Source organism: Streptomyces sp. NBC_00726 (genome assembly GCF_045161735.1).
Classification (GTDB): domain Bacteria; phylum Actinomycetota; class Actinomycetes; order Streptomycetales; family Streptomycetaceae; genus Streptomyces.
On the sequence record NZ_CP108983.1, the window covers coordinates 534,250 to 557,052 of the forward strand.

The following is a 22,803-nucleotide window of genomic DNA, read 5'->3' on the forward strand; positions in this document are numbered from 1 at the left end:
GCCATGAGCGTGCTGGTGGTGACCGGTACCGGTACGGAGATCGGCAAGACGATCGTGACCGCGGCCGTGGCGGCGGCCGCCGCGCACCGCCGCGTCGCCGTCCTCAAGCCCGCCCAGACCGGCCTGGCGCCGGGCGAACCCGGTGATGCGGCCGAGGTGGCTCGACTGGCGGGCGCCCACGTCACGGCGGTCGAACTCGCCCGCTTCCCCGAGCCGCTGGCGCCCGCGACGGCCGCCCGCCGGGCCGGGATGGCCCCGGTGCGCCCGTACGAGGTCGCCGAGGCCGCCGAGAAGCTGGCCGCCGACCACGACCTGGTCCTGGTCGAGGGCGCCGGCGGGCTGCTCGTGCGGTTCGACGACGAGGGCGCGACGCTGGCGGACGCGGCCCGGCTGCTCGCGGCCCCGGTCCTGGTGGTCGCCCCGGCCGGGCTGGGCACGCTGAACTCCACGGCCCTGACGGCGGAGGCGCTGCGAGCACGGGGGCTGGGCTGCCCGGGGGTGGTCATCGGCAGCATGCCTGCCGCGCCCGGTCTGGCGGAGCGCTGCAATGTGGCGGACCTCCCGGTGGCCGCCGGCGCTCCGCTGCTGGGCGTCGTCCCGGCGGGCGCCGGCGCGCTCGCCCCGGCGGAGTTCCGGGCGCGGGCGGCGGGTTGGCTGGCCGCACCGCTGGGCGGCGACCGGCCGCTGGACTGAGACGCGCGGGCGGCACCGGCGGGCCGGGGGCCTTCCGGGGCCGCCCGCGCGCCCGTTCACCGTCGTATCCGGACGGATTCCGCACCCCGGCCCCTCATAGGTCGAACACCTGGTCATAATTCCTGCTCAGGGCTGAGGTAGCCGAAGTCACCGCGGTCGGCCACGTCCTGGCGCCGCAGGCGCGCCAACCGACCAGTTCTCGCGACGACTCATGGAGTGACATTGAGTACGACGACGTTCCGTTCCCGCATCACGGCCCGGCTCGGGCGCGGCTACCTGGCCAGGATCCAGAAGCACGGATTCGGCTCGACCACGATGAAACTGCTCCCGGAACAGCTCCTGATGCCGCTGCGCAGGGACGGGCTCGACCCGGTGCGGCGGCTCGCCGAGACCCGGGCGGTCGCGCCCGTCTCCAGAGTGGCGCTGCCGTTCGGGATGGACGCCTGGGTGGTCACCGGCTACGAGGAGTCGAAGGCCGTGCTCGGCTCCGCCGAGGGCTTCAGCACGGACTTCGCCCATCTGGCGGGCAACGCGGGCATAGCCGCCGAGCACAGCCCCGGCGGCCTGGGGTTCAGCGATCCGCCGGTGCACACGCGGCTGCGCCGCATCCTGACCCCGGAGTTCACGATGCGCCGGCTGCGCCGGCTGACGCCCAGGATCGACGCGATCGTCGCGGAGCGGCTGGACGCGATGGCGGCCGCGCCGGGGCCGGTCGATCTGGTGCACGCGTTCGCGCTGCCGGTGCCGTCGCTGACCATCTGCGAACTGCTCGGGGTGCCCTACGAGGACCGCGACGACTTCCAGAAGCTGGCCATGGACCGCTTCGACCTGTTCCAGGGGGCCACCGCGCCGTTCGGCGCCATGTCCGAGTCGCTCGACTACTTCCGGGGCGTCGTCCGGGACCAGCGGCGCGCGCCCGGCGACGGCCTGCTCGGGATGATCGTGCGGGAGCACGGGGACAGCGTGGACGACGAGGAACTGGCGGGCCTGGCGGACGGGGTGCTGACCGGGGGCTTCGAGACGACCGCCAGCACGATCGCGCTCGGCTCCCTCGTACTGCTGCGCAACCCCGAGGTGGCGGACCGGCTGCGTGCGGACGACGCCGTGGCGGCGCCCTTCGTGGAGGAGGTGCTGCGCTATCTGTCGGCCGTGCAGATGGCCTTCCCCCGGTTCGCCCGTGAGGACATCGAGATCGCGGGGGTGGTGATCCCGCGCGGTGACATGGTGCTCTGCTCGCTGAGCGGCGCCAACCGCGATCCGGCGTACGTCGCGGACGACGGGCGGTTCGATGTGGACCGGGTCACTCCGGCCGGCCACCTCGCCTTCGGGTACGGCATCCACCGCTGCATCGGCGCGGAGCTCGCCCGGATGGAACTGCGCTCCGCCTTCCCGGCCCTGGTCCGGCGCTTTCCCGCGATGCGGCTCGCCGTACCGCCGCAGGACCTGGCCTTCCGCAAGCTGTCGATCGTGTACGGCGTCGAGTCGCTGCCCGCGCGACTGGGCTGAGCCGTCCCCGTACCGGCGGGGAAAGCACTCGCCCTGCCGCGCGCACCTCTGATTGGCTCGCGCCATGAGTGATCTCTCGATACGCCCGGCCGCCCCTTCGGACATCGACGCCGTGCTGCGGTTCTGGCGGACGGCGGCGGAGGGCACCAGCATCAGCGACGACCACGACGGGGTGGCCCGGCTCATCGACCGCGACCCGGGGGCGCTGCTCCTCACGGAGCGGGACGGTGTGCTCGTGGGGACCGTGATCGCGGGCTTCGACGGCTGGCGGTGCTCGGCCTACCGGCTGGCCGTCCACCCGGACCACCGCCGGCAGGGCGTCGCGACCGCGCTGCTGGAGGCGGCGGAGCAGCGCTTCGCGGAGCTCGGCGGGCGGCGGGTGGACGCCATGGTCCTGGAGGAGAACGAGCGCGCCCACCACACTTGGCAGGCGGCCGGCTACCACCGCGAGAACCACTGGCGGCGGTGGGTGAAGCCGCTGGGGCCGGGCGCAGGGGGCAGGTGACCAGCCACCTCGCGACTTTGCCGATCCTTTACTATGGGGAGGCAGTCCTGCCCCTTCCGACGAAAGGTGTGAGCGTCCGCCCATGGGCGAGCCTCCCAGTATCAGAAGCCACCGACATCGCGCGGTCCGCCGGTCCCTGTCCGATCATGGGACGGAGGTGAACCGATGACCGAAGTGCTTCTGCTGCTCGTTGCGGTCCTGCTCTCGCTCGCCTGCGGCGCCTTCGTCGCGGCGGAGTTCTCCCTGACCACGGTGGAGCGCGGTCAGCTGGAGCGGGCCGTCGAGCGGGGCGAGCGCGGCGCCGCGAGCGCCATGAAGGCGGTGCGCAGCCTCACCTTCCAGCTGTCCGGGGCGCAGCTCGGCATCACGGTCACCAATCTGGTGGTCGGCATGCTCTCCGAGCCGTCGATCGCCAAGATGATCCGGGGTCCGGTGGAGGCCGTCGGGCTGCCGGCCGGAGTGGCCTCGTCCGTGGCACTCGTCATCGGCACGGCCCTGTCCACGGTGTTCCTGATGGTCGTCGGTGAACTGGTCCCGAAGAACTGGGCCATCTCCTCGCCGCTCGCGGTGGCCAAGGCGGTCGCCACCCCGCAGCGCGCCTTCACGGCCGTCTTCCGGCCCTTCATCAGCCACCTCAACAACACCGCCAACCGGATCGTGCGCCGCTTCGGGCTCGAACCGGCCGAGGAGCTGGCCACCGCGCGCAGCCCGCAGGAGCTGGTGGCGCTGGCCCGGCACTCCGCCAAGGCGGGCGCGCTGGAGGCGGACACCGCCGAGCTGTTCGTCCGCACCCTCAGCCTCCCGGAGCTCACCGCGGAGAACGTGATGACCCCGCGCGTGCAGGTCACCGCCCTGGAGGTCAGCGCGACCGCCGAGGACGTCGCCAACGCGACCCGGGCCACCGGCCTCTCCCGCTTCCCCGTCTACCGGGGCAGCCTCGACACCGTCGTCGGCGTCGCCCACATCAAGGACGTGCTGGCGGTCCCGGCCGGGGAACGGCCCCGCAAGCGGGTCTCCGAGATGCTGCGCGAGCCGGTCCTCGTCCCCGAGACGCTGACCGTGGACCGGCTGCTCGACCGGCTGTCCGGCAAGCTCGCCATGGCGGTCGTGATCGACGAGTACGGCGGCACGGCGGGCGTCGTGACGCTGGAGGACATCGTGGAGGAGGTCGTCGGCGAGGTCCGCGACGAGCACGACCCGCACGAGACGCCGGACCTGGCCCCGGCCGGTGAGGACGCCGACGGGCGCGTCCTGTGGTCGGCGGACGGCGCCGCCCGCACGGACCAGCTGGCGACGATCGGGCTGCGGGTGCCGGACGGCCCGTACGAGACCCTGGCGGGCCTGATCGCCACGGAGATCGGCCGCATCCCGGCCGTGGGCGACTCGATCGAGCTGGCCGGCTGGCGGCTCGACGTGGTGGACGCCTCCGGGCGCCGTGCCGCCCGGGCCCTGCTGCACGCACCGCTGACCGGTGCCCACCTGCCGTCGGAGGACGAGCGATGACCGCCGTACAGCTTTTCATCGGTCTGCTGACGCTGGTCGTGAACGCCTTCTTCGTCGGCGCGGAGTTCGCGCTCATCTCGGTGCGCCGCAGCCAGATCGAGCCGCAGGCCGAGCAGGGGAACCGGCGGGCGCGCAGCGTCATCTGGGGCCTCGAACACGTCTCGGCGCTGCTCGCGGCGGCGCAGCTGGGCATCACGCTGTGCACCCTGGTGCTCGGTATCGTCGCCGAGCCCGCGATCGCGCATCTGCTGGAGCCCGTCTTCGACGCGGTGGGCGTGCCGCACGGCCTGGTCCACCCGGCCTCGTTCGTGATCGCGCTGACGGTGGCGACGTATCTGCACATGCTGCTGGGCGAGATGGTCCCGAAGAACATCGCGCTGGCCGAGCCGGTGCGGTCCGCGCTGCTGCTCGGTCCGCCGCTGGTGACGCTGGCCCGGGCGCTGCGCCCGGTGATCTTCGCGATCAACGCCTTCGCCAACGCCCTGCTGAAGCTGTTGCGGGTGGAGACGAAGGACGAGGTCGCGGCGACGTTCTCGAACGACGAACTGGCGCGCCTGGTGAAGGACGCCGGTGACGCCGGGCTTGTGGACGACCGGGCGGCCGAGCGGCTGCGCCACGCGCTGGAGCTGGGCCGCCGGCCGGTACGGGACGTGGTGCTGCCGGTCGACCGGGTGATGTACATCCGGGTCGGGGCGACGCCGGAGGAGCTGGAGCGGCTGTCGTACGAGACGGGCTTCTCGCGCTTCCCGGTGATGGACGCGGAGCAGCGCATCCTCGGGTATCTCCATGTGAAGGACGCTCTGGACGTCACCCCGCGCGACATGCCGTTCCCGGTGTCCTCGATGCGGCCGATCGCCCGGGTCCGGGCGGCGACCCCGCTGGACGACGCGCTGACGGCGCTGCGGCGCAGCCGTACGCACCTGGCGGCGGTCCTGGACGAGGACGACAGACTGGCGGGCATGGTGACGATGGAGGACGTGCTCCGGGAGCTGGTGGGGCGGCCGCAGAGCCGCTGAACGGCACCGCGATACGATCGCTTCGCCATGGAGATCAATGCCTCATACACCAGTCTGGTCGCGGTCGGCGACTCGTTCACCGAGGGCATGTCGGACCTGCTGCCCGACGGTTCGTACCGGGGCTGGGCCGATGTGCTCGCCTCCCGGCTCGCCGCCCGCACGCCGGGCTTCCGGTACGCGAATCTCGCGGTACGCGGGAAGCTCATCGCGCAGATCGTGGACGAGCAGGTGGACGCGGCGGCGGCCATGCGGGCGGACGTGGTGACGCTGGTCGGCGGCCTCAACGACACCCTGCGCCCCAAGTGCGACATGGGCATGGTGCGCGGGCGCCTTGAGGAGGCGGTCGAGCGGCTCGCTCCGTCGTGCGGGCAGCTGGTGCTGATGCGCAGCCCCGGCCGCGACGGGCCCGTGCTCGACCGGTTCCGGCCGCGCATGGAGGAGCTGTTCGCGCTGGTGGACGAGCTGGCAGCGCGGCACGGCGCGCTGGTGGTCGACCTGTACGGCGCTCCGGCGCTGGGCGACCCGCGCATGTGGGACGTGGACCGGCTGCATCTGACGGCCGAGGGGCACCGCCGGGTGGCCGAGGCGGTCTGGCAGAAGCTGGGGCTGCCGCCGGAGAGCGACTGGCGGACCCCGCTGCCCGCCTCGGCCCCGGCGCGCTGGGGCGCCCGGCGGGTGGCGGACGTGCGGTTCGCCCGGCAGCACCTGCTGCCCTGGATCGGCCGGCGGCTCACGGGGCGCTCGTCGGGCGACGGGCGGGCCGGGGCGCAGTTCGACGCCGAGCTGGGGCGGGCCTTCTGGGTGACCCCGGAGGCGGACGGCCGGGCGGCCCCGGTGGCGACGTGGCGTCAGGTGGAGTCCGGTGAGCGGGGGGCGCGGGACGCCTCCGGTTCGTAGCAACGCACAAACCGGACCGCGGCGCTGAGCTGCACAAACCGCCAGTAGAATCCGTACACGTGACTGCTGTGTCTGCGAAGCCTCGCATCCCCAATGTCCTGGCCGGCCGCTACGCCTCCACGGAGCTGGCCGTCCTCTGGTCCCCCGAGCAGAAGGTGAAGCTGGAACGCCGGCTGTGGCTGGCGGTGCTGCGTGCCCAGAAGGACCTCGGGATCGAGGTGCCCGACGCCGCTCTCGCCGATTACGAGCGCGTCCTCGACCAGGTCGACCTGGCCTCGATCGCCGAGCGCGAGAAGGTCACCCGGCACGATGTGAAGGCCCGGATCGAGGAGTTCAACGCCCTCGCCGGCCATGAGCACGTCCACAAGGGCATGACCTCGCGCGACCTCACCGAGAACGTCGAGCAGCTTCAGGTCCGGCTCTCCCTGGAGCTGATGCGCGACCGCACCGTCGCCGTCCTGGCCCGCCTGGGCAAGCTGGCCGCCGAATACCGCGAGCTGGTCGTCGCCGGGCGCTCCCACAACGTGGCCGCGCAGGCCACCACCCTCGGCAAGCGCTTCGCGACCGCGGCCGACGAGCTGCTGGTGGCGTACGGCCGCCTCGACGACCTGCTCGGCCGCTACCCGCTGCGCGGCATCAAGGGCCCGGTCGGCACCGCGCAGGACATGCTGGACCTGCTCGGCGGCGACGCCGGGAAGCTCGCCGAGCTCGAAGAGCGCATCGCCGCGCACCTCGGCTTCGCGCACGCCTTCACCTCGGTCGGCCAGGTCTACCCCCGCTCGCTCGACTACGACGTGGTGACCGCGCTCGTGCAGCTGGCGGCGGCGCCCTCCTCGGTGGCGAAGACCATCCGGCTGATGGCCGGCCACGAGCTGGTCACCGAGGGCTTCAAGCCCGGCCAGGTCGGCTCGTCCGCGATGCCGCACAAGATGAACACCCGCTCCTGCGAGCGCGTCAACGGCCTGATGGTCATCCTGCGCGGCTACGCGTCGATGACCGGCGAGCTGGCGGGCGACCAGTGGAACGAGGGCGACGTCTCCTGCTCGGTGGTACGCCGGGTGGCGCTGCCGGACGCGTTCTTCGCGTTCGACGGGCTGGTCGAGACGTTCCTTACGGTGCTGGACGAGTTCGGCGCGTTCCCTGCCGTCGTGGCCCGCGAGCTGGACCGCTACCTGCCGTTCCTCGCCACCACCAAGGTCCTGATGGGTGCGGTGCGCGCGGGCGTCGGCCGCGAGGTCGCCCACGAGGCGATCAAGGAGAACGCCGTCGCCTCCGCCCTGGCCATGCGCGAGCAGGGCACCGAGCGCAACGAGCTGCTGGACAAGCTCGCCGCCGACGAGCGCATCCCGCTGGACCGTGCCCGGCTGGACGAGCTGATGGCGGACAAGCTGTCCTTCACCGGCGCGGCCGGCGACCAGGTCACCGCGCTCGTCGCACGGATCGAGGAGATCACCAAGCAGCACCCCGAGGCCGCCGGCTACACACCCGGCTCCATCCTCTGACGGCGCCGGCCACCGCCTCCCGCAGATGACGCCCGAAGAGCTCCGGGCCGCCCGCGACCGCGTCGTTCCCGACGTGGTCGCGGGCGGCCTGCGTGTCCTGTTCTGCGGGATCAACCCGAGCCTGACGACGGCGGCGACGGGGCACCACTTCGCCTTCCCCGGCAACCGCTTCTGGCCGGTGCTCCATCTGTCGGGCTTCACCCCGCGCCGGCTGGCCCCCGCCGAGCAGGCGGAACTGCTCGACCACGGGCTCGGCATCACCAACGTCGTCGCCAGGGCCACCGCCCGCGCCGACGAGCTGTCCGCCGAGGAATACCGGGAGGGCGGGCGCATCCTCACCGCCAAGGTCGAGCGGCTGCGGCCGCGCTGGCTGGCCGTCGTGGGCATCACGGCCTACCGCACGGCGTTCGGCGAGCGCCGGGCCGGGATCGGGCCGCAGGAACGGACGGTCGGCGGGGCCCGCGTCTGGGCACTGCCCAACCCCAGCGGCCTCAACGCACACTGGACGGCCGCCACGATGGCCGAGGAGTACGCCCGGCTGCGCGCGGCGGTGGAGGGCTCAGGTCAGGGCGGGTCGGGCTCCGTGACGACCACGCCCTTCTCCTCACCGGCGAGCGTCCGTCAGTAAACCTTCCCCCACTGACAATCGGGACTCCGCTCCGCACTTTGAGATGATTTCAGCCACCTCGTTCCGGGCGCCGCGCCCCCGGTCGGTACCGCCCCGGCACCAACTGGGCGGTACCCCGCAGAAGATGGCACCAGTCCTCGCACCCGGGTCCGCGGCAGCCGCGCCCGGTGTGCCGAACGCCTTCCTAACGGCTTCGCATCCCTCGGTCGCCTACCCCCTGAGCAGCGAGTACGATCCGCCTGACATGCGCACGAGCTGGGAGGACACACCGTGGGCCGGCTGACCGGCGGGGATCCCTCGCTGCTGCGGCGGATCAATTCCGCGGTGGTACTCCATGCCCTCAGGGGCGCGTCCTCCTCGACCCTGACGGACCTGACCCGGATCACGGGCCTGTCCCGTCCGACGGTCGAGGGCGTCGTGGAAGGGCTCTTCGAGGCGGGCCTGGTCGTGGAGTGCGCTCCGGAAGGGGCCGAAACCCGCCGTCAGGGCCGTCCGGCCCGCCGCTTCCGCTTCCGCGCCGAGGCCGGGCACCTGCTGGGCATCGAGATCGGCCCGCACCGCGTCTCAGCCCTGCTGTCGGGGCTGGACGGCCGGATCATCGGCGCCGGCTCCCGCGAGGTGTCGGAGACCGCCGGTGCCGACGACCGCCTGGACCGGGTACGGGCCGTGGTCGCCGAGGTCCTGCGCCGCACCGGAGTGGCCCGCAGCAGCCTGCGCGCGGTCGGCGTGGGCAGCCCGGGCATCGTGGAGGCCGACGGGACCGTGCGGCTGGGCACCGCGCTGCCGGACTGGACGGGCCTGCCCCTGGGCGAACGGCTGCGGCGCTCCTTCCGCTGCCCGGTCCTCGTGGAGAACGACGCCAACGCCGCCGCCGTGGCGGAGCACTGGAAGGGCGCGGCGACGGAGTCCGACGACATCGTGTTCGTGCTGGCGGGGCTGAGCCCGGGCGCCGGTTCGCTGATCGGCGGGCGGCTGCACCGCGGGTTCGGCGGCGCGGCCGGGGAGATCGGCGCACTGCATCTGCTCGGCCGGGACGTGACACCGGAGCATCTGCTGTCCACGACGGACACCCCGCTGGACCCGCTGGACGAGCACGCGGTGGCTGCGGTGTTCGCGAAGGCGCGGCACGGGGACGCGCAGGCGCAGGCCGCCGTGGAGCGGTTCATTCAGCGCCTGGTGCACGATGTGGCGGCGCTGGTGCTGGCGCTCGACCCCGAGCTGGTGGTGGTCGGGGGCTGGGCCGCCGGTCTGGACGGGGTGCTGGACCCGCTGCGGAGCGAGCTGGCCCGCTACTGCCTGCGCCCGCCCCGGGTGTGCCTGTCGCTCCTCGGGGAGGCGGCGGTGGCGACCGGTGCGCTGCGGCTCGCGCTCGACCATGTGGAGGAGCAGCTGTTCGCGGTCGAGGGAACGGTGACGGCCCGCCGCTGAACGCGACGGGCCGTGGGGTGCCGGATGCTCGACGCTCGACGCGCCGCGCGTCAGGACGCCTGGCGCTCCTCGGCCGGGTGGCTGATCTCCAGGTCGCCCGAATCGCCGAAGGTGAGCCGGCAGGTGTCGGCCCGGTACGTGGCGACCGAGACCGCCGCCGTACCGCCCGCGGCGAGGTAGCGGGTGGTGACGACGAGGACGGGGGCGCCGGGGAGCCGGTCCAGCTCCTTGGCGTCGTCGGCGCGGGCGGAGCCCAGCTCGACGGAGCGGTCCTGGCCGTCGAGGCCGAGCCGGTGCAGTTCGCGGACGACGTTGCGGGCGCGGGCCGCGCCGGACGGGGCGTCTATCCCGGACAGCTCCGGCACCGAGGAGGACGGCACGTAGAGCAGCTCGGCGGCGACCACCTGGCCGTGGCTCGTGCGGATACGGCGCACGATGTGCACGGGCTCCTCGGCGCCGGCGTTCAGCGTGGCGGCGACGGCGGCCGGGGCGGGGGCGCTCTCGCAGTCCACCGGCTGCCAGGCGGTGTCGGCCCCGCCGTCCGTCCAGTCGTTGCGGGCGGTGGAGACGGCCACGCCGACGCGGGGCGGGGCGACCGTGGTCCCGACGCCCCGGCGGCGGTGCAGCCTGCCTTCGAGTTCGAGCTGCTCCAGGGCCTGCCGGAGCGTGGCCCGGGCGACGCCGAACCGGGCGGCGAGCTCGCGCTCGTTGGGAAGGATCTCCCCCACCGCAAAGTCCGAGTCGAGTGCCTCACTGAGCACGGTCTTGAGGTGCCAGTACTTCGGCTCCTGCACCGTTTCCAGCTGCGTGGTCCCCACCCTGTCCTCCGCAATCGCCCAGCGGCTTATTCCGCGACGTTATTTATTAAAGGTTCCTGTCTTAACGTTGAGACCATAGGACGGCGCAACCCCTTGGTCAAGACCAATCCTGCGCCGGAGATCCTGTGAATGGACGGCGAGCCGCGCAGCGTTCACAGGACGTTCGCGGACCGGCGCCCCGCACGCGGCCCGACGGCCGCCTTCCGAGCGGGAGCTTCCACCTGCGGGACGGTCGCGCCGCGCCGCCCCAGCACCCCCGAGCCGATCGCCACGCCGAGGCCGACGAGGCAGGACCCGGCCGCCTGGGCGAGGCCGTACGAACCGGTGCCGACGAGCGGGGCGGTGAGCGCGGCCGAGACGGGGATCAGGCCGGAGAAGAGGGTGGCGCGCTCGGCGCCGATGCGCTGCATGCCCATGTACCAGCAGACGAAGCCGATGACCGTCACGACGGCCGCCTGCCAGATCAGCGCCAGCGCCTCGGCCCCGGTCGGCACCCGCAGAAAGCCGCCGCCGTCCAGCACCAGGCCCAGGACCGTCGACTCGGCCGCCGCGATCGCGCACACGGTCGCGGACAGCAGTTTCGGGCCCAGCGGGCGCAGCACCGGCACCGCGATCACGGCGAAGCCGACCTCGCCGGCCAGCGCGCCGACGGAGCACAGGATGCCGCTCAGGTCGGTGCGCCCCCAGCCCTGGACCGTGAACGCCCCGGCGACGACCAGCCCCGCCGCGTACAGCACGGGCCGTGCGGGCCTGCGCCCTTCCAGCAGCGGTACGAGGACGGCGACGAGGATCGGGGCGCAGCCGACGAAGACGCCCGGAACAGCGGGTTCCGCGGAGCGCTCGGCGGCCAGGACGGCGAGGTTGAAGCCGACCATGCCGACGGCGGCGAGCAGGGCGAGCCGCCCCCACTGGCGCCCGGTGAGCAGGCGGAGGGTGGCGGCGGGGCGGCGTTCGCCGGGGCGGTGGATCAGGGGCAGCAGGAGCAGTGCCGCGAGGCCGTAGCGAAGCGCCTGGCCGCCCGCGTAGGGGTAGTCGCCGAGGACGCTGTTGGCGGTGAAGGAGGCGCCGACGAGGACGCAGGCGACGGTGGCCGGCAGGGCCCCTCGCAGTGAGGTCGTGTTCATGGGACCGACGCTAGGGAGCGCGGTGGTCCGGTTTAAGGTCCACTTCCATGACAGCTTCGGGGACCAATCCGCCTTCCGGCAACACCGGTCCGGACCGTGCATCCGTCTCGGCGGCCTGGGAGTTGCTGCTTCCGGTGGCGTCGGCCCCGGCGCGTGGCCGCGGCCGGGCGCTCCAGTCGGCGCTGCGCGAGGCGGTCCGCTCCGGCCGTCTGGCGCCGGGGACACGACTGCCGTCCAGCCGGGAGCTGGCCGCCGATCTGGGCGTTTCACGCGGTCTGGTGACCGAGGCGTACGAGCAGCTGACGGCGGAGAGCTATCTGCGCAGCGGGCGCGGTGCGGGGACGTGGGTGAGCGGGTCGGCGCGGGCGGCGGCGGGCGGTGCGCGGGATCTGGCGCCGCGCGCCCTCGGGGTGCGGGTGGACTTCCGGCCCGGGACGCCCGATCTGTCCCTCTTCCCGCGCAGTGCCTGGGCCGCCGCCCATCGCTCGGTGCTCGGGCGGCTGCCGCACGGGGCGCTCGGCTATCCGGATCCGCGCGGTCTGCCGGAGCTGCGCGTGGCCCTGGCCGCGCTGCTGACGCGGCGGCGCGGGGTGGTGGCCGATCCGGAACGGCTGCTGGTGTGTTCCGGGGTCGCGCAGGCGACGACGCTGCTGGGGTTCGTCCTGCACGGGCGCGGGGTGCGCACGGTCGGTGTGGAGGACCCGGGGAGCCCGGAGCACACGGCGCTCTTCGCCTCGGCCGGGGTGGCGACCGCCATGGTTCCGCTGGATGCGGAGGGGCTGGCCGTGGGGTCGCTGAAACGTTCCGGGGTGCGGGCCGTCGTGACGACTCCGGCCCACCAGTTCCCGACCGGAGTGGCGTACTCCGCGGCCCGTCGCAGCCGGCTCCTGGAGTGGGCGCGGGAGACGGACGGGCTGCTGGTCGAGGACGACTACGACGGTGACTTCCGGTACGACCGCGCCCCGGTCGGTGCCCTCCAGGGCCTCGATCCGGAACGTGTCGCGTACACCGGTTCGGTCAGCAAGTCGCTGGCTCCCGGGCTGCGTCTTGGCTGGCTGATCGCGCCCGCTTCGATGACCGCCGAGCTCGTGGAGCGGAAGCGGATGATGGACCTCGGCAACCCGTCCCTGGATCAGGCGGTGCTGGCCGACTTCGTGACCGGCGGGGGCTACGACCGTCAGCTGAGGCGCTGTCAGCGGGCGTACCGGGAGCGCCGGGACGTGCTCACCCGGGCCCTGGCCGAGCACATCCCGGGCACGGAGGTGAGCGGGGTCGCGGCGGGGCTGCACGCCATCGCACGGCTTCCCGGGCTCCGGGGTCCGGAGGAGGAGTTCGCGGAGCGCGCGGCGGCTGCCGGGGTGGCTGTGCGGCTGCTGCGCGAGTACGGGACGGAGCGGCCGGAGGACGACTGCGTACGCCTCGTCCTCGGGTACGCCCATCTGGCACCGGCCGACATCGTGCGCGGGGTGCGGGCACTGGCCGGTCTGCTCCAATAGCCCTGTTGACCTGTGGTGATGACCGATTGTCAGTGGTGGGTTCTACGGTTTTTTCCATGACCCGAACGTTGCAGGCGCTGGCCTACTCACGTCCCTCCGCCCTGGCCTCCTCGCAGGCCGGGCGGTCGCTCGGCCTGGAGACGGCCGGCGGTTCCACACCGCGGGGCGCCGAGGCGCACCCCCGGTTCTTCTCGGGGTTCCTGGCCTCGCCGCAGATAGCGGCGCGGGGGCTGCTCGCCGTCGCGGACGTCGCCGCCGCGCGCTACTACCAGCGGACCCTGCTGTCGTCCCTGGACCCGGTGGTGACGGGCAACGGCGACCGGCTGCGCTTCGAGTCGTTCTCCGGCTGCTGCGGGGTGTACGCGCGGCTCGACGTGCTCAGCGAGGGCCTGGAGGGGGTGGAGACGGGTCACGGCACCACCAATGTGGACGTGAACCATCCGCTGCGGGAGGCGCTTTCGCGGCTGGGCGGTGACGAGCCGCTGCATCTGCGGGTGGGCCCGCAGGAGCTGGCGGTGACCACGACGGCCGGCGCCGTCGTGGAGAAGAAGGTGCCGCTGCCGGACCGCTGGCTGCGGGGCTTCGCGGAGGCGCAGGTGGCTTCCGCCGCCTTCGATCTGCGGGCGGAGCTCCCGGCGGCGGACGCCGTACGGTTCCTGAGGTCGCTGCCCACGTCCTCGGGGGCGGCCGCGCGCGGCGCGCGGTGGGTGGTGCCGGCCGGGCGGACGCTGCGGCCCACGACCCGGCCGGTGCCCGGTGCCGTCTGTCTTCCCGGCCCCCAGCGGCTGACCGCCCTCCAGCGGGTCCTGCGGTACGCGTCGGCGCTCCGCGTGTACGGGCCGGTGGCCGACGGCGTGGCCGCCGCGAGCGCCTGGGAGGTCGTGCTGCCCGGAATGCGGCTCACGCTGACGCTGTCGCCGGACGCCTCGCGCGGCTTCTCCGGCGAGGGCGGGGTCCTGGAGGCGCTGGCCACGGACGACGCCGCGGCCGACGCGGAGCTGGTGTCGGTGCTGCTGGCGTGGGAGCCCCGGATCGAGCCGGACCGGCTGGCGGAGCAGGCGGGCCTGCCGGTGGAGCGGGTCCGGGCGGCGCTGGTCCGGCTGGGCACGGCCGGCCGGGTGGGCTACGACCTCGCGGACGCCGCGTACTTCCACCGCGAGCTGCCGTACGACGTGGACCGGGCCGAGCGCCACAACCCCCGGCTGGTCGCGGCGCGGCAGCTGGCCCGGGAGGGGGCGGTGGTCCTGGACGGCGAGCTGGCGGCGGTGCGCTCGGGCGACCGGAGCTACCAGGTCCGTGAGCAGTCGGGGGCGCTGAGCTGCACCTGTCAGTGGTGGGCGGACTACCGGGGCCGCCGGGGCCCGTGCAAGCACGCCCTCGCGGTCCGGCTGGTCCGCCGTGGCGCGGCGGTCGCCGGGGGTGCCCGGTGACCACACTGCTGGACGCGGTCCGCGAGGGCCGCGTGGACGACATCCGGCCCCTGCTGGCCCGGCTCGACCGGGGCGGGCGCAAGGCCGCCCTCGAAGAGCTGAAGGCCCTGCGCAAGGAGGCCAGGGGCTGGCGCTGGGGCGAGCGCACCCGGGTCCGCAAGGCGATCCTGGTGGCCGGTGCGGGCTGCCACACCGGGGCGGCGGGCTGCGCGGCGTGGCTGGGCGCCCGGGATCTGCGGGACTGGGCGCACTCGCCGTACCCATGGGTCCTTGAGGTGCTGGGCGACCGCGAGCCGGACTGGCTGGCCGATCTCGCCCGCCGGCTGGCCGCCCGCGCCGTGGAGTCCGACGCGGAGTTCCGGCTGGTCGAGGAGCTGGCCCGGCGGGCGGGCTGTCCGCTGCCCGTCTCGGACGGCATGGCCCGGGCGTGGACGGATCGGGTCAACAGGTCGCGATGGCAGGACAAGCCGGAGAAGCCCCTGGCCGACGTGTTGCGGGCGGACGCCCGGCTCGACGTCCTGGTGCCGCATCTCCTGGCGATGCCGGAGCTGCCTCCGGCGGTGGCCTGGGTCGACGGCCACTCCCCCGACGCGTTCTGGCCGGCCGCGCTGACCGCCCTGGCGGCGGAGGGCCTGCTCGACCGCGCGGCCCTGCTCGACAGCTGTACCGCGCGGCTGCTGCGCGGCGGGAAGCCGATCGATCTCCGCTTCTGCCTGCTCGTCGTACGGGGACTCGATCCCACCTCCGAGGAGGAGGCGGCGCGGGTCGCCGACTGGATGGCGATGGCGGCCGACGGGCCTTCGCCCGTGGCCGGCCACGCCCAGGAGGTGCTGGCCCGGCTCGACGGGCAGGGCGCGCTGTCGGTCCGGCAGCTGGCCGAGGTGTCCGGCGCGGTGCTCTTCCGCACCGAGAAGAAGCTGGTGCGCGCCCAGTTGATCCACCTGGGGAAGGTGCTGCGCCGGGACCCTTCGGCGGCCGGGGAGCTGCTGCCGGTGATCGCGGACGCCTTCGGGCATCCGGACACCGACGCGCAGGAGCGTGCGCTCAAGCTGGCCGCCCGCGCGCTGCCCGCCGTACCGCCGGAGGCCCGCGAGGAGGCCGCCCGGGCGGCGTCGCTGCTGGCGCCGGTGCACCGGGCGGCGGCGCGCGCGGTGTTCGGGGAGCTGCTGGAGGACGCGCCGGGGATCGCCGGCTACGAGGAGATCCTGCCGCCGCCTCCGGCCCCGCGCCCGCTCGGCCCGCCGGCCGCCTCCGTGGCCGAGCTCGCCGAGGAGGTGACGGCCGCCCTGCTCCAGCGCGACCAGGAGGACGTCACCGCGTTCGAACGGGCACTGGACGGGCTGGTCCGGCATGCCCGCACCGGCCGGGAGGAGCTGATCGCGGCTCTGGAGTCCGCGCTCACCGGGCAGTGGTGGACCAGGGTCGCCCGGGACGACGCCGACCGGCGGATGCTCCTCAACCGCGACGGCCTGCACATCGTCGCGGCCGCGCTGCTCGGGCGGATCTCGCGGCGCGCCGTCCGCGCCGGACAGGTCCGTGGCACGGTCCCGGCCGCGTGCTCCCACGCCGCCCTCGACACCGTCCTGTACGCCCGCCTGTGGGAGGCGGCCCACGCGATACAGACGGGCAGGCTGCCCTATCTGCTGGCCACGCCGACCTGGCACACGGGGGCCATCGACGCGGCGGAGCTGGTCGAGCGGCTGCGCGGATACCGGGCACTGGGCGTCAGAGCCGGGGCCGTGGACTTCGCGCAGGCCCTGCTGCGGGTGCGGCGCACCGGCGAGGAGGAGGCCGCGGGGCAGGCCGCCGCGCTCGGCACCGGGGAGGGCGACCGGCTGGCGGCGTGGCTCCGGGCGGAGCAGCCGGTGGCCACCGTGCTGCCCCGGCATGTGGAGACGGATGTGCCGGTCGCCCGGGACTGGCTGCGGCAGACGGTGACGACGGTGCGCCGGGTGCTGTTGTCGACCGACGGGAACCGCCTCGTCCAGCAGAAGTTCCCCCGCTCCTTCCACTGGCTCGGCGACCCGCACACGCCGCTCAGCCACCGCTGCCACCACTGGGTCGTGGAGTCGCCGCACTGGACCGCCGTCCTCCCCGAGGACGGCGAGACCCTCGCGGCGTGGCTGCTGCCCACCGTCGCGTCGTGCGTGGAGGAGCGGCGGGGCACCGCCTGGCTGCTGCCCGCGCTCGCCGAGACCGGCGGGCCCGCCGCCGGGGCGGTCCATCTCGCCCTGGCCTACGGGCTCGGCGCCCGGGACCCGGAGGACCGGCTGGCGGCGGTGGACGCCCTGCTGGTGCTGGCGGCCCGGGGCCGGCTGGACGGGGGGCTGCTCGGCGGCGAGCTGGTCACGCTGGTCCAGCGGGAGTCGGTCAAGCCGAACCGGCTGGCGGACGCGGCACGGACGGCGGCGGACACCGGGGCGTACGGGACGGTCCTGTCCTTCCTGGCACCGGTGCTGCCCACGCTGCTGGCCCGGGAGAAGGCGCCCCGGGGGCTGAGCGATCTGCTCACCGTGGCGGCGGAGTGCGCGGAGCGCAGCGGCCCGCCGAAGAGCGGGGCGGTCCCGGGGCTCGCGGAGACTGCCGCGCGCGGCGGGACGAGCCGGCTGGTGCGGCAGGCGATACGCCTGGAGACCGCCTGCCGGGCGGCGACCGGCTGAGCCCGGCGCCCGCGCCCGGGGCGCCCTTCGAAACACACCTCCAACGCCTTCGAAACCGATGGCAGAAAGGCCGATCACCCTTTAACCCATCGGTCACAAAGCGTTCGTGATCAGGCAACACGGTACGGTCACAGTGGATTCATGACTGATATGACATCCGCGAAGAGTGCCCGCCGCCCCCACCACTGGCGGCGGGACGTGATCGAACTCGCCGCGCTGTTCACGGCGGTGGCGGTCGCCGACGCGATCGCCAACCTGATCGGGCATCAGCCGGACGGCCCGTATCTGCTCGTGGCCTCGGCCGTGGCGCTGACCGCGACGGCCGCGTTCCACACCTGGTGGGCCCGGCGCCACAGCCACGCCCCTCCTCCCGCACCGGCCACCGATACCGCCGCGCCCGCCGCCGACGACTCCGACGCCCCCGCCACCTCCGACGCCCCCGGCGAAACCGTGCTGTGGCGGATGCGGACCACCGTGCGGGATGTGCCGGGGAGCCTGGCCGCGCTGTGCACCGTGCTGGCCCGGCACCGTATCGACATCCTCACGCTCCAGACGCACCCGCTGGCGCGGGGCACCGTGGACGAGTTCCTGCTGAGGGTGCCCGCGTCGCTGCCGGCCCGGGAGCTGTCCCGTGCGGTGGCCGCCGCCGGGGGCGGTTCCACCTGGACGGAGCGGGCCGACGCCCACGATCTGGTGGACGCCCCGACCCGGGTGCTCGGCCTCGCCACCCGTACCGCGCTCGACGCGGCCGAACTCCCGCTCGCCCTGCGGCAGCTGCTCGGCCGGTGCACGATCCGCTCGCTGCCCGCCGTCCCGGTCACCGGGCGCGCCACCGGCGAGACCGCCCCGGTCGAAGGGGTGCTGGAGGAGACCGTGATGCGGCTGCGCGACCCGTCGGGCGGGGTCATCACCGTGGAGCGGCCCCATCTGCCGTTCACGCCCACGGAGTTCGCGCGGGCCCGCGCCCTGGTGGAGCTCGACGCCCGGCTCGGCCCCCGGGTCCCGCGCGGCGAGCAGGTGCTCACGCTGCCCGAGGGCAACGCGATCACCGTGCGCCGGGCGGACCGGGCCGACCTCGAAGCGGCCGTGGCGATGCACGGGCGGTGCTCCGAGCAGACCCTGCGGCGGCGCTACCACGGCCCGGTCCGGGACGCCGACCGTTATCTGGGCCACCTGCTGAGCCCGCGCTTCGGCCGGACCCTCGCCGTGCAGACGGCCTCCGGTCGGATGGTAGCCCTCGGCCATCTGCTCTGGGACGGCGACGAGACCGAGGTGGCCCTCCTGGTCGAGGACGGCTGGCAGCGGCGCGGCATCGGCTCCGAGCTGCTGGCCCGCCTGGTGGCGCTGGCCGGCGAGGCCGGCTGCGAGAACGTCTACGCCGTCACCCAGGCGTCCAACACCGGCATGGTCGCCGCCATGCGCGCGCTCTCGCTGCCGCTCGACTACCAGATCGAGGAAGGCACCCTGGTGATCACCGCGCGCCTCGCGGCGACCCCGGCGCGCCCCCTGCCGCAGCTGCCGCCGCACGAGCAGGCCGAGCGCTGACCCCTTCGCGTACGGGCTCCCCGCCGTCCAGCGCCCGGCACAGGTCGGCCCACAGGTCCTCGACGTCCTCCAGGCCCACCGACATGCGCAGCAGCCGGTCGCCGACGCCGGAGGCGTGCCGGTCCCCCTCGTCCACGATGCGGTGGCTGATGGAGGCCGGGTGCTGGATGAGGGTGTCGACGCTGCCGAGGCTGACGGCGGGGGTGATCAGCCGTACCCCCGCGATCACCCGGTGCGGGTCCCCGTACACCTCGAACGAGACCATGGCGCCGCCGATCTCCGGGTAGTGCACCCGGGCCACCCGGGGGTCGGCGGAGAGCCGGCGGGCGAGTTCGGCGGCGCTCGCGGAGGCGGCCCGGACCCGCACCGGCAGGGTGGACAGGCCGCGCAGCAGCAGATAGCCGGCCATCGGGTGCAGGACCCCGCCGGTGGCGAAGCGGACCTGTCGCAGCACGGCGGCGAACTCCTCGTCGCACGCGACGACTCCGCCCATCACATCGCCGTGCCCGCCCAGGTACTTCGTCGCGCTGTGCAGCACGATCCGGGCCCCCAGTTCGACGGGGCGCTGGAGGACGGGTGTCGCGAAGGTGTTGTCGACCAGGAGCGGCACCGAGCCGCAGGAGTGGGCGACGGCCCGGATGTCCACCTCGGCCAGGGTCGGGTTGGCCGGACTCTCCACGATCACCAGGCCCGTGTCGGGCCGGATCGCCTCCGCGATGCCCGCCGGGTCCGTCCAGGTCACCTCGGTGCCCAGCAGCCCGGCGCCCAGCAGGTGGTCGCTGCATCCGTACAGCGGCCGCACCGCCACCACATGGCGCAGGCCGACGCTCGCGCGGGCCAGCAGGACGGCGGTCAGCGCGGCCATGCCGCTGGCGAACGCCACCGCGCTCGCGGTCCCTTCGAGCCGGGCCAGCGCCGTTTCGAAGCGGCCGGTGGTGGGGTTGTCGAGCCGTGCGTAGACCGGCGGGCCGTCCGGGCGGGCCCCGGTGGTGGCGAAGGCGTCGATCCGTTCGGCCTCGGCGCGGGAGTCGTACGAGGGGTAGGTGGTCGACAGGTCGATCGGTGCGGCGTGCAGGCCGAGGGCCGCGAGGTCGTCGCGTCCGGCGTGCACGGCTTCGGTGGCGAGTGCCCGGGACGGGGTGGTCGAGGGCGGCAGCACGGATTCGTTGTCCATGCGCGCACTCTGAACGCTCCCCGGAAGGAGTGGCCTGACGGCCGTGCTACGTTCGACGGATGACTGATTCCGTCGCTCTCGACACGGTGGATCTGCACATTCTGCGGCTGTTGCAGAACGACGCCCGGACCACGTACCGGGAGCTGGCCGCCGAGGTCGGTGTGGCTCCCTCGACATGTCTGGACCGGGTGGCCCGGCTGCGCCGCACCGGGGTCATCCTCGGGCACCAGCTGCGGCTGGATCCGGCCAGACTGGGCCGGGGTCTGGAGGCGCTGCTCTCCGTACAGGTGCGGCCGCACCGGCGGGAGCTGATCGGGCCGTTCGTGGAGCGGATCAGGTCGCTGCCGGAGTCCCGGGCCCTGTTCCATCTGACCGGCCCCGACGACTATCTGGTGCATGTGGCCGTGGCGGACACGGCGGATCTGCAACGGCTGGTGCTGGACGAGTTCACCTCGCGGCGCGAAGTGGCCCGGGTGGAGACGCGGCTGATCTTCCAGCAGTGGGAGTGCGGGCCGCTGCTTCCGCCGGTGCCGGGGGCGGCGGGACCGGTCCCCGGTCAGGTCCGTCCTGCCGATTGATGGTGACGCGGGGGCCCTCTCCGTACGAGGATGTCCACATGTCAGACTCTTCCAGCAGCGCGCTGCCGCGCCAGATCGCCGACGCCTACGTCGACGCCTTCATCGAACTCGACCCGATCTCCGGCACCTATCTCGGTGTCGCGGCAAGCTCGCGCCGCCTTCCCGACTTCTCCCCCGCCGGCCAGGAGCAGCTGGCCGCGCTGGCCCGGGACACGCTCGCCCGGCTGGACCGCGCGGAGCAGCTGCCCGGGGCCGCCGATGACGCCGAGCGCCGCTGCGGCCGGCTGCTGCGGGAGCGGCTGACGGCCGAACTCGCCGTCCACGAGGCGGACGAGGCGCTGCGGGCCGTTTCCAATCTGCACTCCCCGGCGCACTCGATCCGTGAGGTGTTCACGGTGACGCCGACCGAGACCGATGAGGACTGGGCGGCCGTGGTGGAGCGGCTGCGGGCCGTCCCGGCGGCGCTCGGCGGCTACCAGGAGTCCCTGGCGCTCGGTCTGGAGCGCAAGCTGTACGGCGGTCCGCGCGCCACCGCCACGTTCATCGGCCAGCTCGACGAGTGGGTCGGGGACGGGGCGAAGGGTTTCTTCCAGGACTTCGCGGCCGCCGGCCCGGACAGCCTGCGCACGGAGCTGGACGAGGCCGCCGCGCAGGCCGCCGGCGCGCTGGACGGGCTGCGCCGCTGGATGCGCGAGGTGTACGCCCCCGGGATCGAGGGCGAGCCCGACACGGTGGGCCGTGAGCGCTACGCCCGCTGGTCGCGCTACTTCAACGGCACCGACCTGGACCTGGACGAGGCGTACGCGTACGGCTGGTCCGAATACCACCGGCTGCTCGCCGAGATGAAGACCGAGGCGGAGAAGGTGCTGCCGGGCGCGGGCCCCTGGGAGGCGCTGGCCCATCTCGATGTGCACGGCAAGCACATCGAGGGCGTGGACGAGGTCCGGACGTGGCTCCAGAGCCTGATGGACGAGGCCATCGACGCGCTGGACGGGACGCACTTCGAGCTGGCCGAGCGGGTGCGCCGGGTGGAGTCGCGGATCGCCCCGCCCGGCGGCGCCGCCGCCCCGTACTACACGGGCCCCTCCGAGGACTTCTCGCGGCCCGGCCGCACCTGGCTGCCGACCATGGGCGAGACCCGCTTCCCGGTGTACGACCTGGTGTCCACCTGGTACCACGAGGGCGTTCCCGGCCACCATCTCCAGCTCGCCCAGTGGGTGCATGTGGCGGACAGCCTGTCGCGCTACCAGGCGTCGATCGGCATCGTCAGCGCCAACGCCGAGGGCTGGGCGCTGTACGCGGAGCGGCTGATGGACGAGCTGGGCTTCCTGCCCGACGCGGAGCGCCGGCTCGGTTATCTGGACGCGCAGATGATGCGCGCCTGCCGGGTGATCGTGGACATCGGCATGCACGTGGGCCTGACGATCCCGGCCGACTCGCCGTTCCACCCGGGCGAGCGGTGGACGCCGGAGCTGGCGCAGGAGTTCTTCGGCAACCACAGCGGGCGGCCCGCCGACTTCGTGGAGAGCGAGCTGACCCGCTATCTCTCGATGCCGGGCCAGGCCATCGGCTACAAGCTGGGCGAGCGCGCCTGGCTGCTGGGCCGGGAGAACGCCCGGGCGGCGCACGGTGACGCCTTCGACCTCAAGGCGTGGCACATGGCGGCCCTGTCCCAGGGTCCGCTGGGCCTGGACGACCTGGTGGACGAGCTGTCGAAGCTCTGACCGGGTGCGGCCGCAGTCGTCCGTCCCGGCCGGTGCGGTCAGCGGGTCGGCCGCGCGCTTCCCTTCGCCCTCCCAGGTCTCGTACGGGAATCCCTCCCGCGCCCAGTACTCGAAGCCGCCGAGCATCTCCTTCACCCGGTAGCCGAGGCGGGCCAGGGCGAGGGCGGCGCGGGTGGCGCCGTTGCAGCCGGGGCCCCAGCAGTACGTGACGACCGGCACGGCCGGGTCGAGGAGCCGGGGCGCCTGCTCGGCGATGAGCGCCGTCGGCAGGTGCAGGGCGCCCGGGATGTGCCCCTGGTCCCAGGACTCGGCGGACCGGGAGTCGAGCAGCACGAAGCCGGGGTCGCCGCCGGCTGCCAGGGCGGTGGCGACGTCCGATACGTCGGCGTGGAAGGCGAGCGAGGCGCCGAAGTAGGCGACCGCGCCGGCCGGTTCGGCGGGCGGGACGCTCAGGACGGGGTGGGCGGCCCGGACAGGACCTGGGGCGACGGGCTGGGGAGTCATGCCTGAAAATCTATGAGCGGCGACCCCGGTCCGGAAGGCGGGATTCCCGGCAGCTGGTTTGATCTGCCGGGG

18 protein-coding genes and 1 pseudogene are annotated in these 22,803 nt (G+C 74.1%); 15 read left to right on the forward strand and 4 right to left on the reverse strand.

The genetic code is table 11. The features are described from left to right. The first annotated feature begins 3 nt into the window (after positions 1 to 3). The 9 genes from bioD (at position 4) to OG338_RS02270 (ending at position 9,678) form a co-directional block, all read left to right on the forward strand. Entirely contained in the window at positions 4 to 693 is a 690-nt protein-coding gene (gene bioD / locus OG338_RS02230; protein WP_405935707.1) for a dethiobiotin synthase, read from the forward strand. A gap of 222 nt (positions 694 to 915) precedes the next feature. After that, positions 916 to 2,199: a cytochrome P450 gene (locus tag OG338_RS02235; RefSeq protein ID WP_405935708.1), complete on the forward strand. Its 1,284-nt coding sequence runs from the start codon at positions 916 to 918 to the stop codon at positions 2,197 to 2,199. A gap of 64 nt (positions 2,200 to 2,263) precedes the next feature. After that, on the forward strand, positions 2,264 to 2,704 hold the full coding sequence (locus tag OG338_RS02240) for a GNAT family N-acetyltransferase (protein WP_405935709.1): 441 nt from the start codon (positions 2,264 to 2,266) through the stop codon (positions 2,702 to 2,704). 165 nt (positions 2,705 to 2,869) lie between these two features. Beyond that, positions 2,870 to 4,207, forward strand: coding sequence for a hemolysin family protein (locus OG338_RS02245; protein ID WP_405935710.1), 1,338 nt, complete (start codon positions 2,870 to 2,872; stop codon positions 4,205 to 4,207). After that, on the forward strand, positions 4,204 to 5,223 hold the full coding sequence (locus tag OG338_RS02250; RefSeq protein WP_405935711.1) for a hemolysin family protein: 1,020 nt from the start codon (positions 4,204 to 4,206) through the stop codon (positions 5,221 to 5,223). The genes OG338_RS02245 and OG338_RS02250 overlap by 4 nt, the downstream gene beginning before the upstream one ends. Positions 5,224 to 5,250: 27 nt before the next feature. Continuing rightward, the gene (locus OG338_RS02255; RefSeq protein WP_405935712.1) at positions 5,251 to 6,120 is read left to right on the forward strand and encodes an SGNH/GDSL hydrolase family protein; all 870 of its coding nucleotides are present in this window, start codon (positions 5,251 to 5,253) and stop codon (positions 6,118 to 6,120) included. 59 nt (positions 6,121 to 6,179) lie between these two features. Beyond that, on the forward strand, positions 6,180 to 7,622 hold the full coding sequence (gene purB / locus OG338_RS02260; RefSeq protein ID WP_405935713.1) for an adenylosuccinate lyase: 1,443 nt from the start codon (positions 6,180 to 6,182) through the stop codon (positions 7,620 to 7,622). 25 nt (positions 7,623 to 7,647) lie between these two features. Further along, positions 7,648 to 8,250 carry a G/U mismatch-specific DNA glycosylase gene (gene mug / locus OG338_RS02265; protein WP_405935714.1) on the forward strand — a complete coding sequence of 201 codons (603 nt, stop codon included), beginning with the start codon at positions 7,648 to 7,650 and terminating at the stop codon, positions 8,248 to 8,250. A 270-nt stretch (positions 8,251 to 8,520) separates the two neighbouring features. Then, positions 8,521 to 9,678 carry an ROK family protein gene (locus OG338_RS02270; protein ID WP_405935715.1) on the forward strand — a complete coding sequence of 386 codons (1,158 nt, stop codon included), beginning with the start codon at positions 8,521 to 8,523 and terminating at the stop codon, positions 9,676 to 9,678. Positions 9,679 to 9,728: 50 nt separating this feature from the next. Here OG338_RS02270 and OG338_RS02275 read toward each other — a convergent pair whose 3' ends face one another. Together OG338_RS02275 and OG338_RS02280 are read right to left on the reverse strand one after the other, a co-directional pair. Continuing rightward, entirely contained in the window at positions 9,729 to 10,496 is a 768-nt protein-coding gene (locus tag OG338_RS02275) for a GntR family transcriptional regulator (protein WP_265545624.1), read from the reverse strand. Positions 10,497 to 10,648: 152 nt separating this feature from the next. Further along, positions 10,649 to 11,620, reverse strand: a complete 972-nt coding sequence (locus tag OG338_RS02280) for a DMT family transporter (RefSeq protein WP_405935716.1) — start codon at positions 11,618 to 11,620, stop codon at positions 10,649 to 10,651. A 47-nt stretch (positions 11,621 to 11,667) separates the two neighbouring features. Here OG338_RS02280 and OG338_RS02285 point away from each other — a divergent pair, with 47 nt between their 5' ends. The 4 genes from OG338_RS02285 (at position 11,668) to OG338_RS02300 (ending at position 18,751) form a co-directional block, all read left to right on the forward strand. Beyond that, entirely contained in the window at positions 11,668 to 13,116 is a 1,449-nt protein-coding gene (locus OG338_RS02285) for a PLP-dependent aminotransferase family protein (protein WP_405935717.1), read from the forward strand. A gap of 56 nt (positions 13,117 to 13,172) precedes the next feature. Next, positions 13,173 to 14,546, forward strand: a complete 1,374-nt coding sequence (locus OG338_RS02290) for an SWIM zinc finger family protein (RefSeq protein ID WP_405935718.1) — start codon at positions 13,173 to 13,175, stop codon at positions 14,544 to 14,546. Further along, positions 14,543 to 17,206, forward strand: coding sequence for a DUF6493 family protein (locus OG338_RS02295; RefSeq protein WP_405935719.1), 2,664 nt, complete (start codon positions 14,543 to 14,545; stop codon positions 17,204 to 17,206). The genes OG338_RS02290 and OG338_RS02295 overlap by 4 nt, the downstream gene beginning before the upstream one ends. Before the next feature lie 150 nt (positions 17,207 to 17,356). Next, a complete protein-coding gene (locus OG338_RS02300; RefSeq protein WP_405940293.1) occupies positions 17,357 to 18,751 on the forward strand; it encodes a GNAT family N-acetyltransferase in 1,395 nt (464 codons plus the stop codon). On the opposite strand, the gene OG338_RS02305 is transcribed toward OG338_RS02300, so the two are convergent. Then, positions 18,678 to 19,925, reverse strand: coding sequence for a trans-sulfuration enzyme family protein (locus tag OG338_RS02305; protein WP_405935720.1), 1,248 nt, complete (start codon positions 19,923 to 19,925; stop codon positions 18,678 to 18,680). The genes OG338_RS02300 and OG338_RS02305 overlap by 74 nt on opposite strands. 59 nt (positions 19,926 to 19,984) lie before the next feature. On the opposite strand from OG338_RS02305, the gene OG338_RS02310 reads away from it, so the two are divergent. Further along, positions 19,985 to 20,503 carry an Lrp/AsnC family transcriptional regulator gene (locus OG338_RS02310; protein ID WP_018105193.1) on the forward strand — a complete coding sequence of 173 codons (519 nt, stop codon included), beginning with the start codon at positions 19,985 to 19,987 and terminating at the stop codon, positions 20,501 to 20,503. Positions 20,504 to 20,541: 38 nt separating this feature from the next. Continuing rightward, positions 20,542 to 22,227, forward strand: a complete 1,686-nt coding sequence (locus OG338_RS02315; RefSeq protein ID WP_405935721.1) for a DUF885 domain-containing protein — start codon at positions 20,542 to 20,544, stop codon at positions 22,225 to 22,227. A 9-nt stretch (positions 22,228 to 22,236) separates the two neighbouring features. On the opposite strand, the pseudogene OG338_RS02320 reads toward OG338_RS02315, so the two are convergent. After that, positions 22,237 to 22,731 (reverse strand): annotated as a pseudogene (locus OG338_RS02320) (rhodanese-like domain-containing protein); the annotation flags it as partial. Positions 22,732 to 22,803: the final 72 nt, after the last annotated feature.

Coding starts and splice junctions, on each gene's coding strand:
- bioD (WP_405935707.1), top strand. CDS start 4: ATGAGCGTGCTGGTGGTGACCGGTACCGGTACGGAGATCGGCAAGACG.
- OG338_RS02240 (WP_405935709.1), top strand. CDS start 2,264: ATGAGTGATCTCTCGATACGCCCGGCCGCCCCTTCGGACATCGACGCC.
- OG338_RS02245 (WP_405935710.1), top strand. CDS start 2,870: ATGACCGAAGTGCTTCTGCTGCTCGTTGCGGTCCTGCTCTCGCTCGCC.
- OG338_RS02250 (WP_405935711.1), top strand. CDS start 4,204: ATGACCGCCGTACAGCTTTTCATCGGTCTGCTGACGCTGGTCGTGAAC.
- OG338_RS02255 (WP_405935712.1), top strand. CDS start 5,251: ATGGAGATCAATGCCTCATACACCAGTCTGGTCGCGGTCGGCGACTCG.
- mug (WP_405935714.1), top strand. CDS start 7,648: ATGACGCCCGAAGAGCTCCGGGCCGCCCGCGACCGCGTCGTTCCCGAC.
- OG338_RS02280 (WP_405935716.1), bottom strand. CDS start 11,620: ATGAACACGACCTCACTGCGAGGGGCCCTGCCGGCCACCGTCGCCTGC.
- OG338_RS02285 (WP_405935717.1), top strand. CDS start 11,668: ATGACAGCTTCGGGGACCAATCCGCCTTCCGGCAACACCGGTCCGGAC.
- OG338_RS02290 (WP_405935718.1), top strand. CDS start 13,173: ATGACCCGAACGTTGCAGGCGCTGGCCTACTCACGTCCCTCCGCCCTG.
- OG338_RS02300 (WP_405940293.1), top strand. CDS start 17,357: ATGACATCCGCGAAGAGTGCCCGCCGCCCCCACCACTGGCGGCGGGAC.
- OG338_RS02305 (WP_405935720.1), bottom strand. CDS start 19,925: ATGGACAACGAATCCGTGCTGCCGCCCTCGACCACCCCGTCCCGGGCA.
- OG338_RS02310 (WP_018105193.1), top strand. CDS start 19,985: ATGACTGATTCCGTCGCTCTCGACACGGTGGATCTGCACATTCTGCGG.
- OG338_RS02315 (WP_405935721.1), top strand. CDS start 20,542: ATGTCAGACTCTTCCAGCAGCGCGCTGCCGCGCCAGATCGCCGACGCC.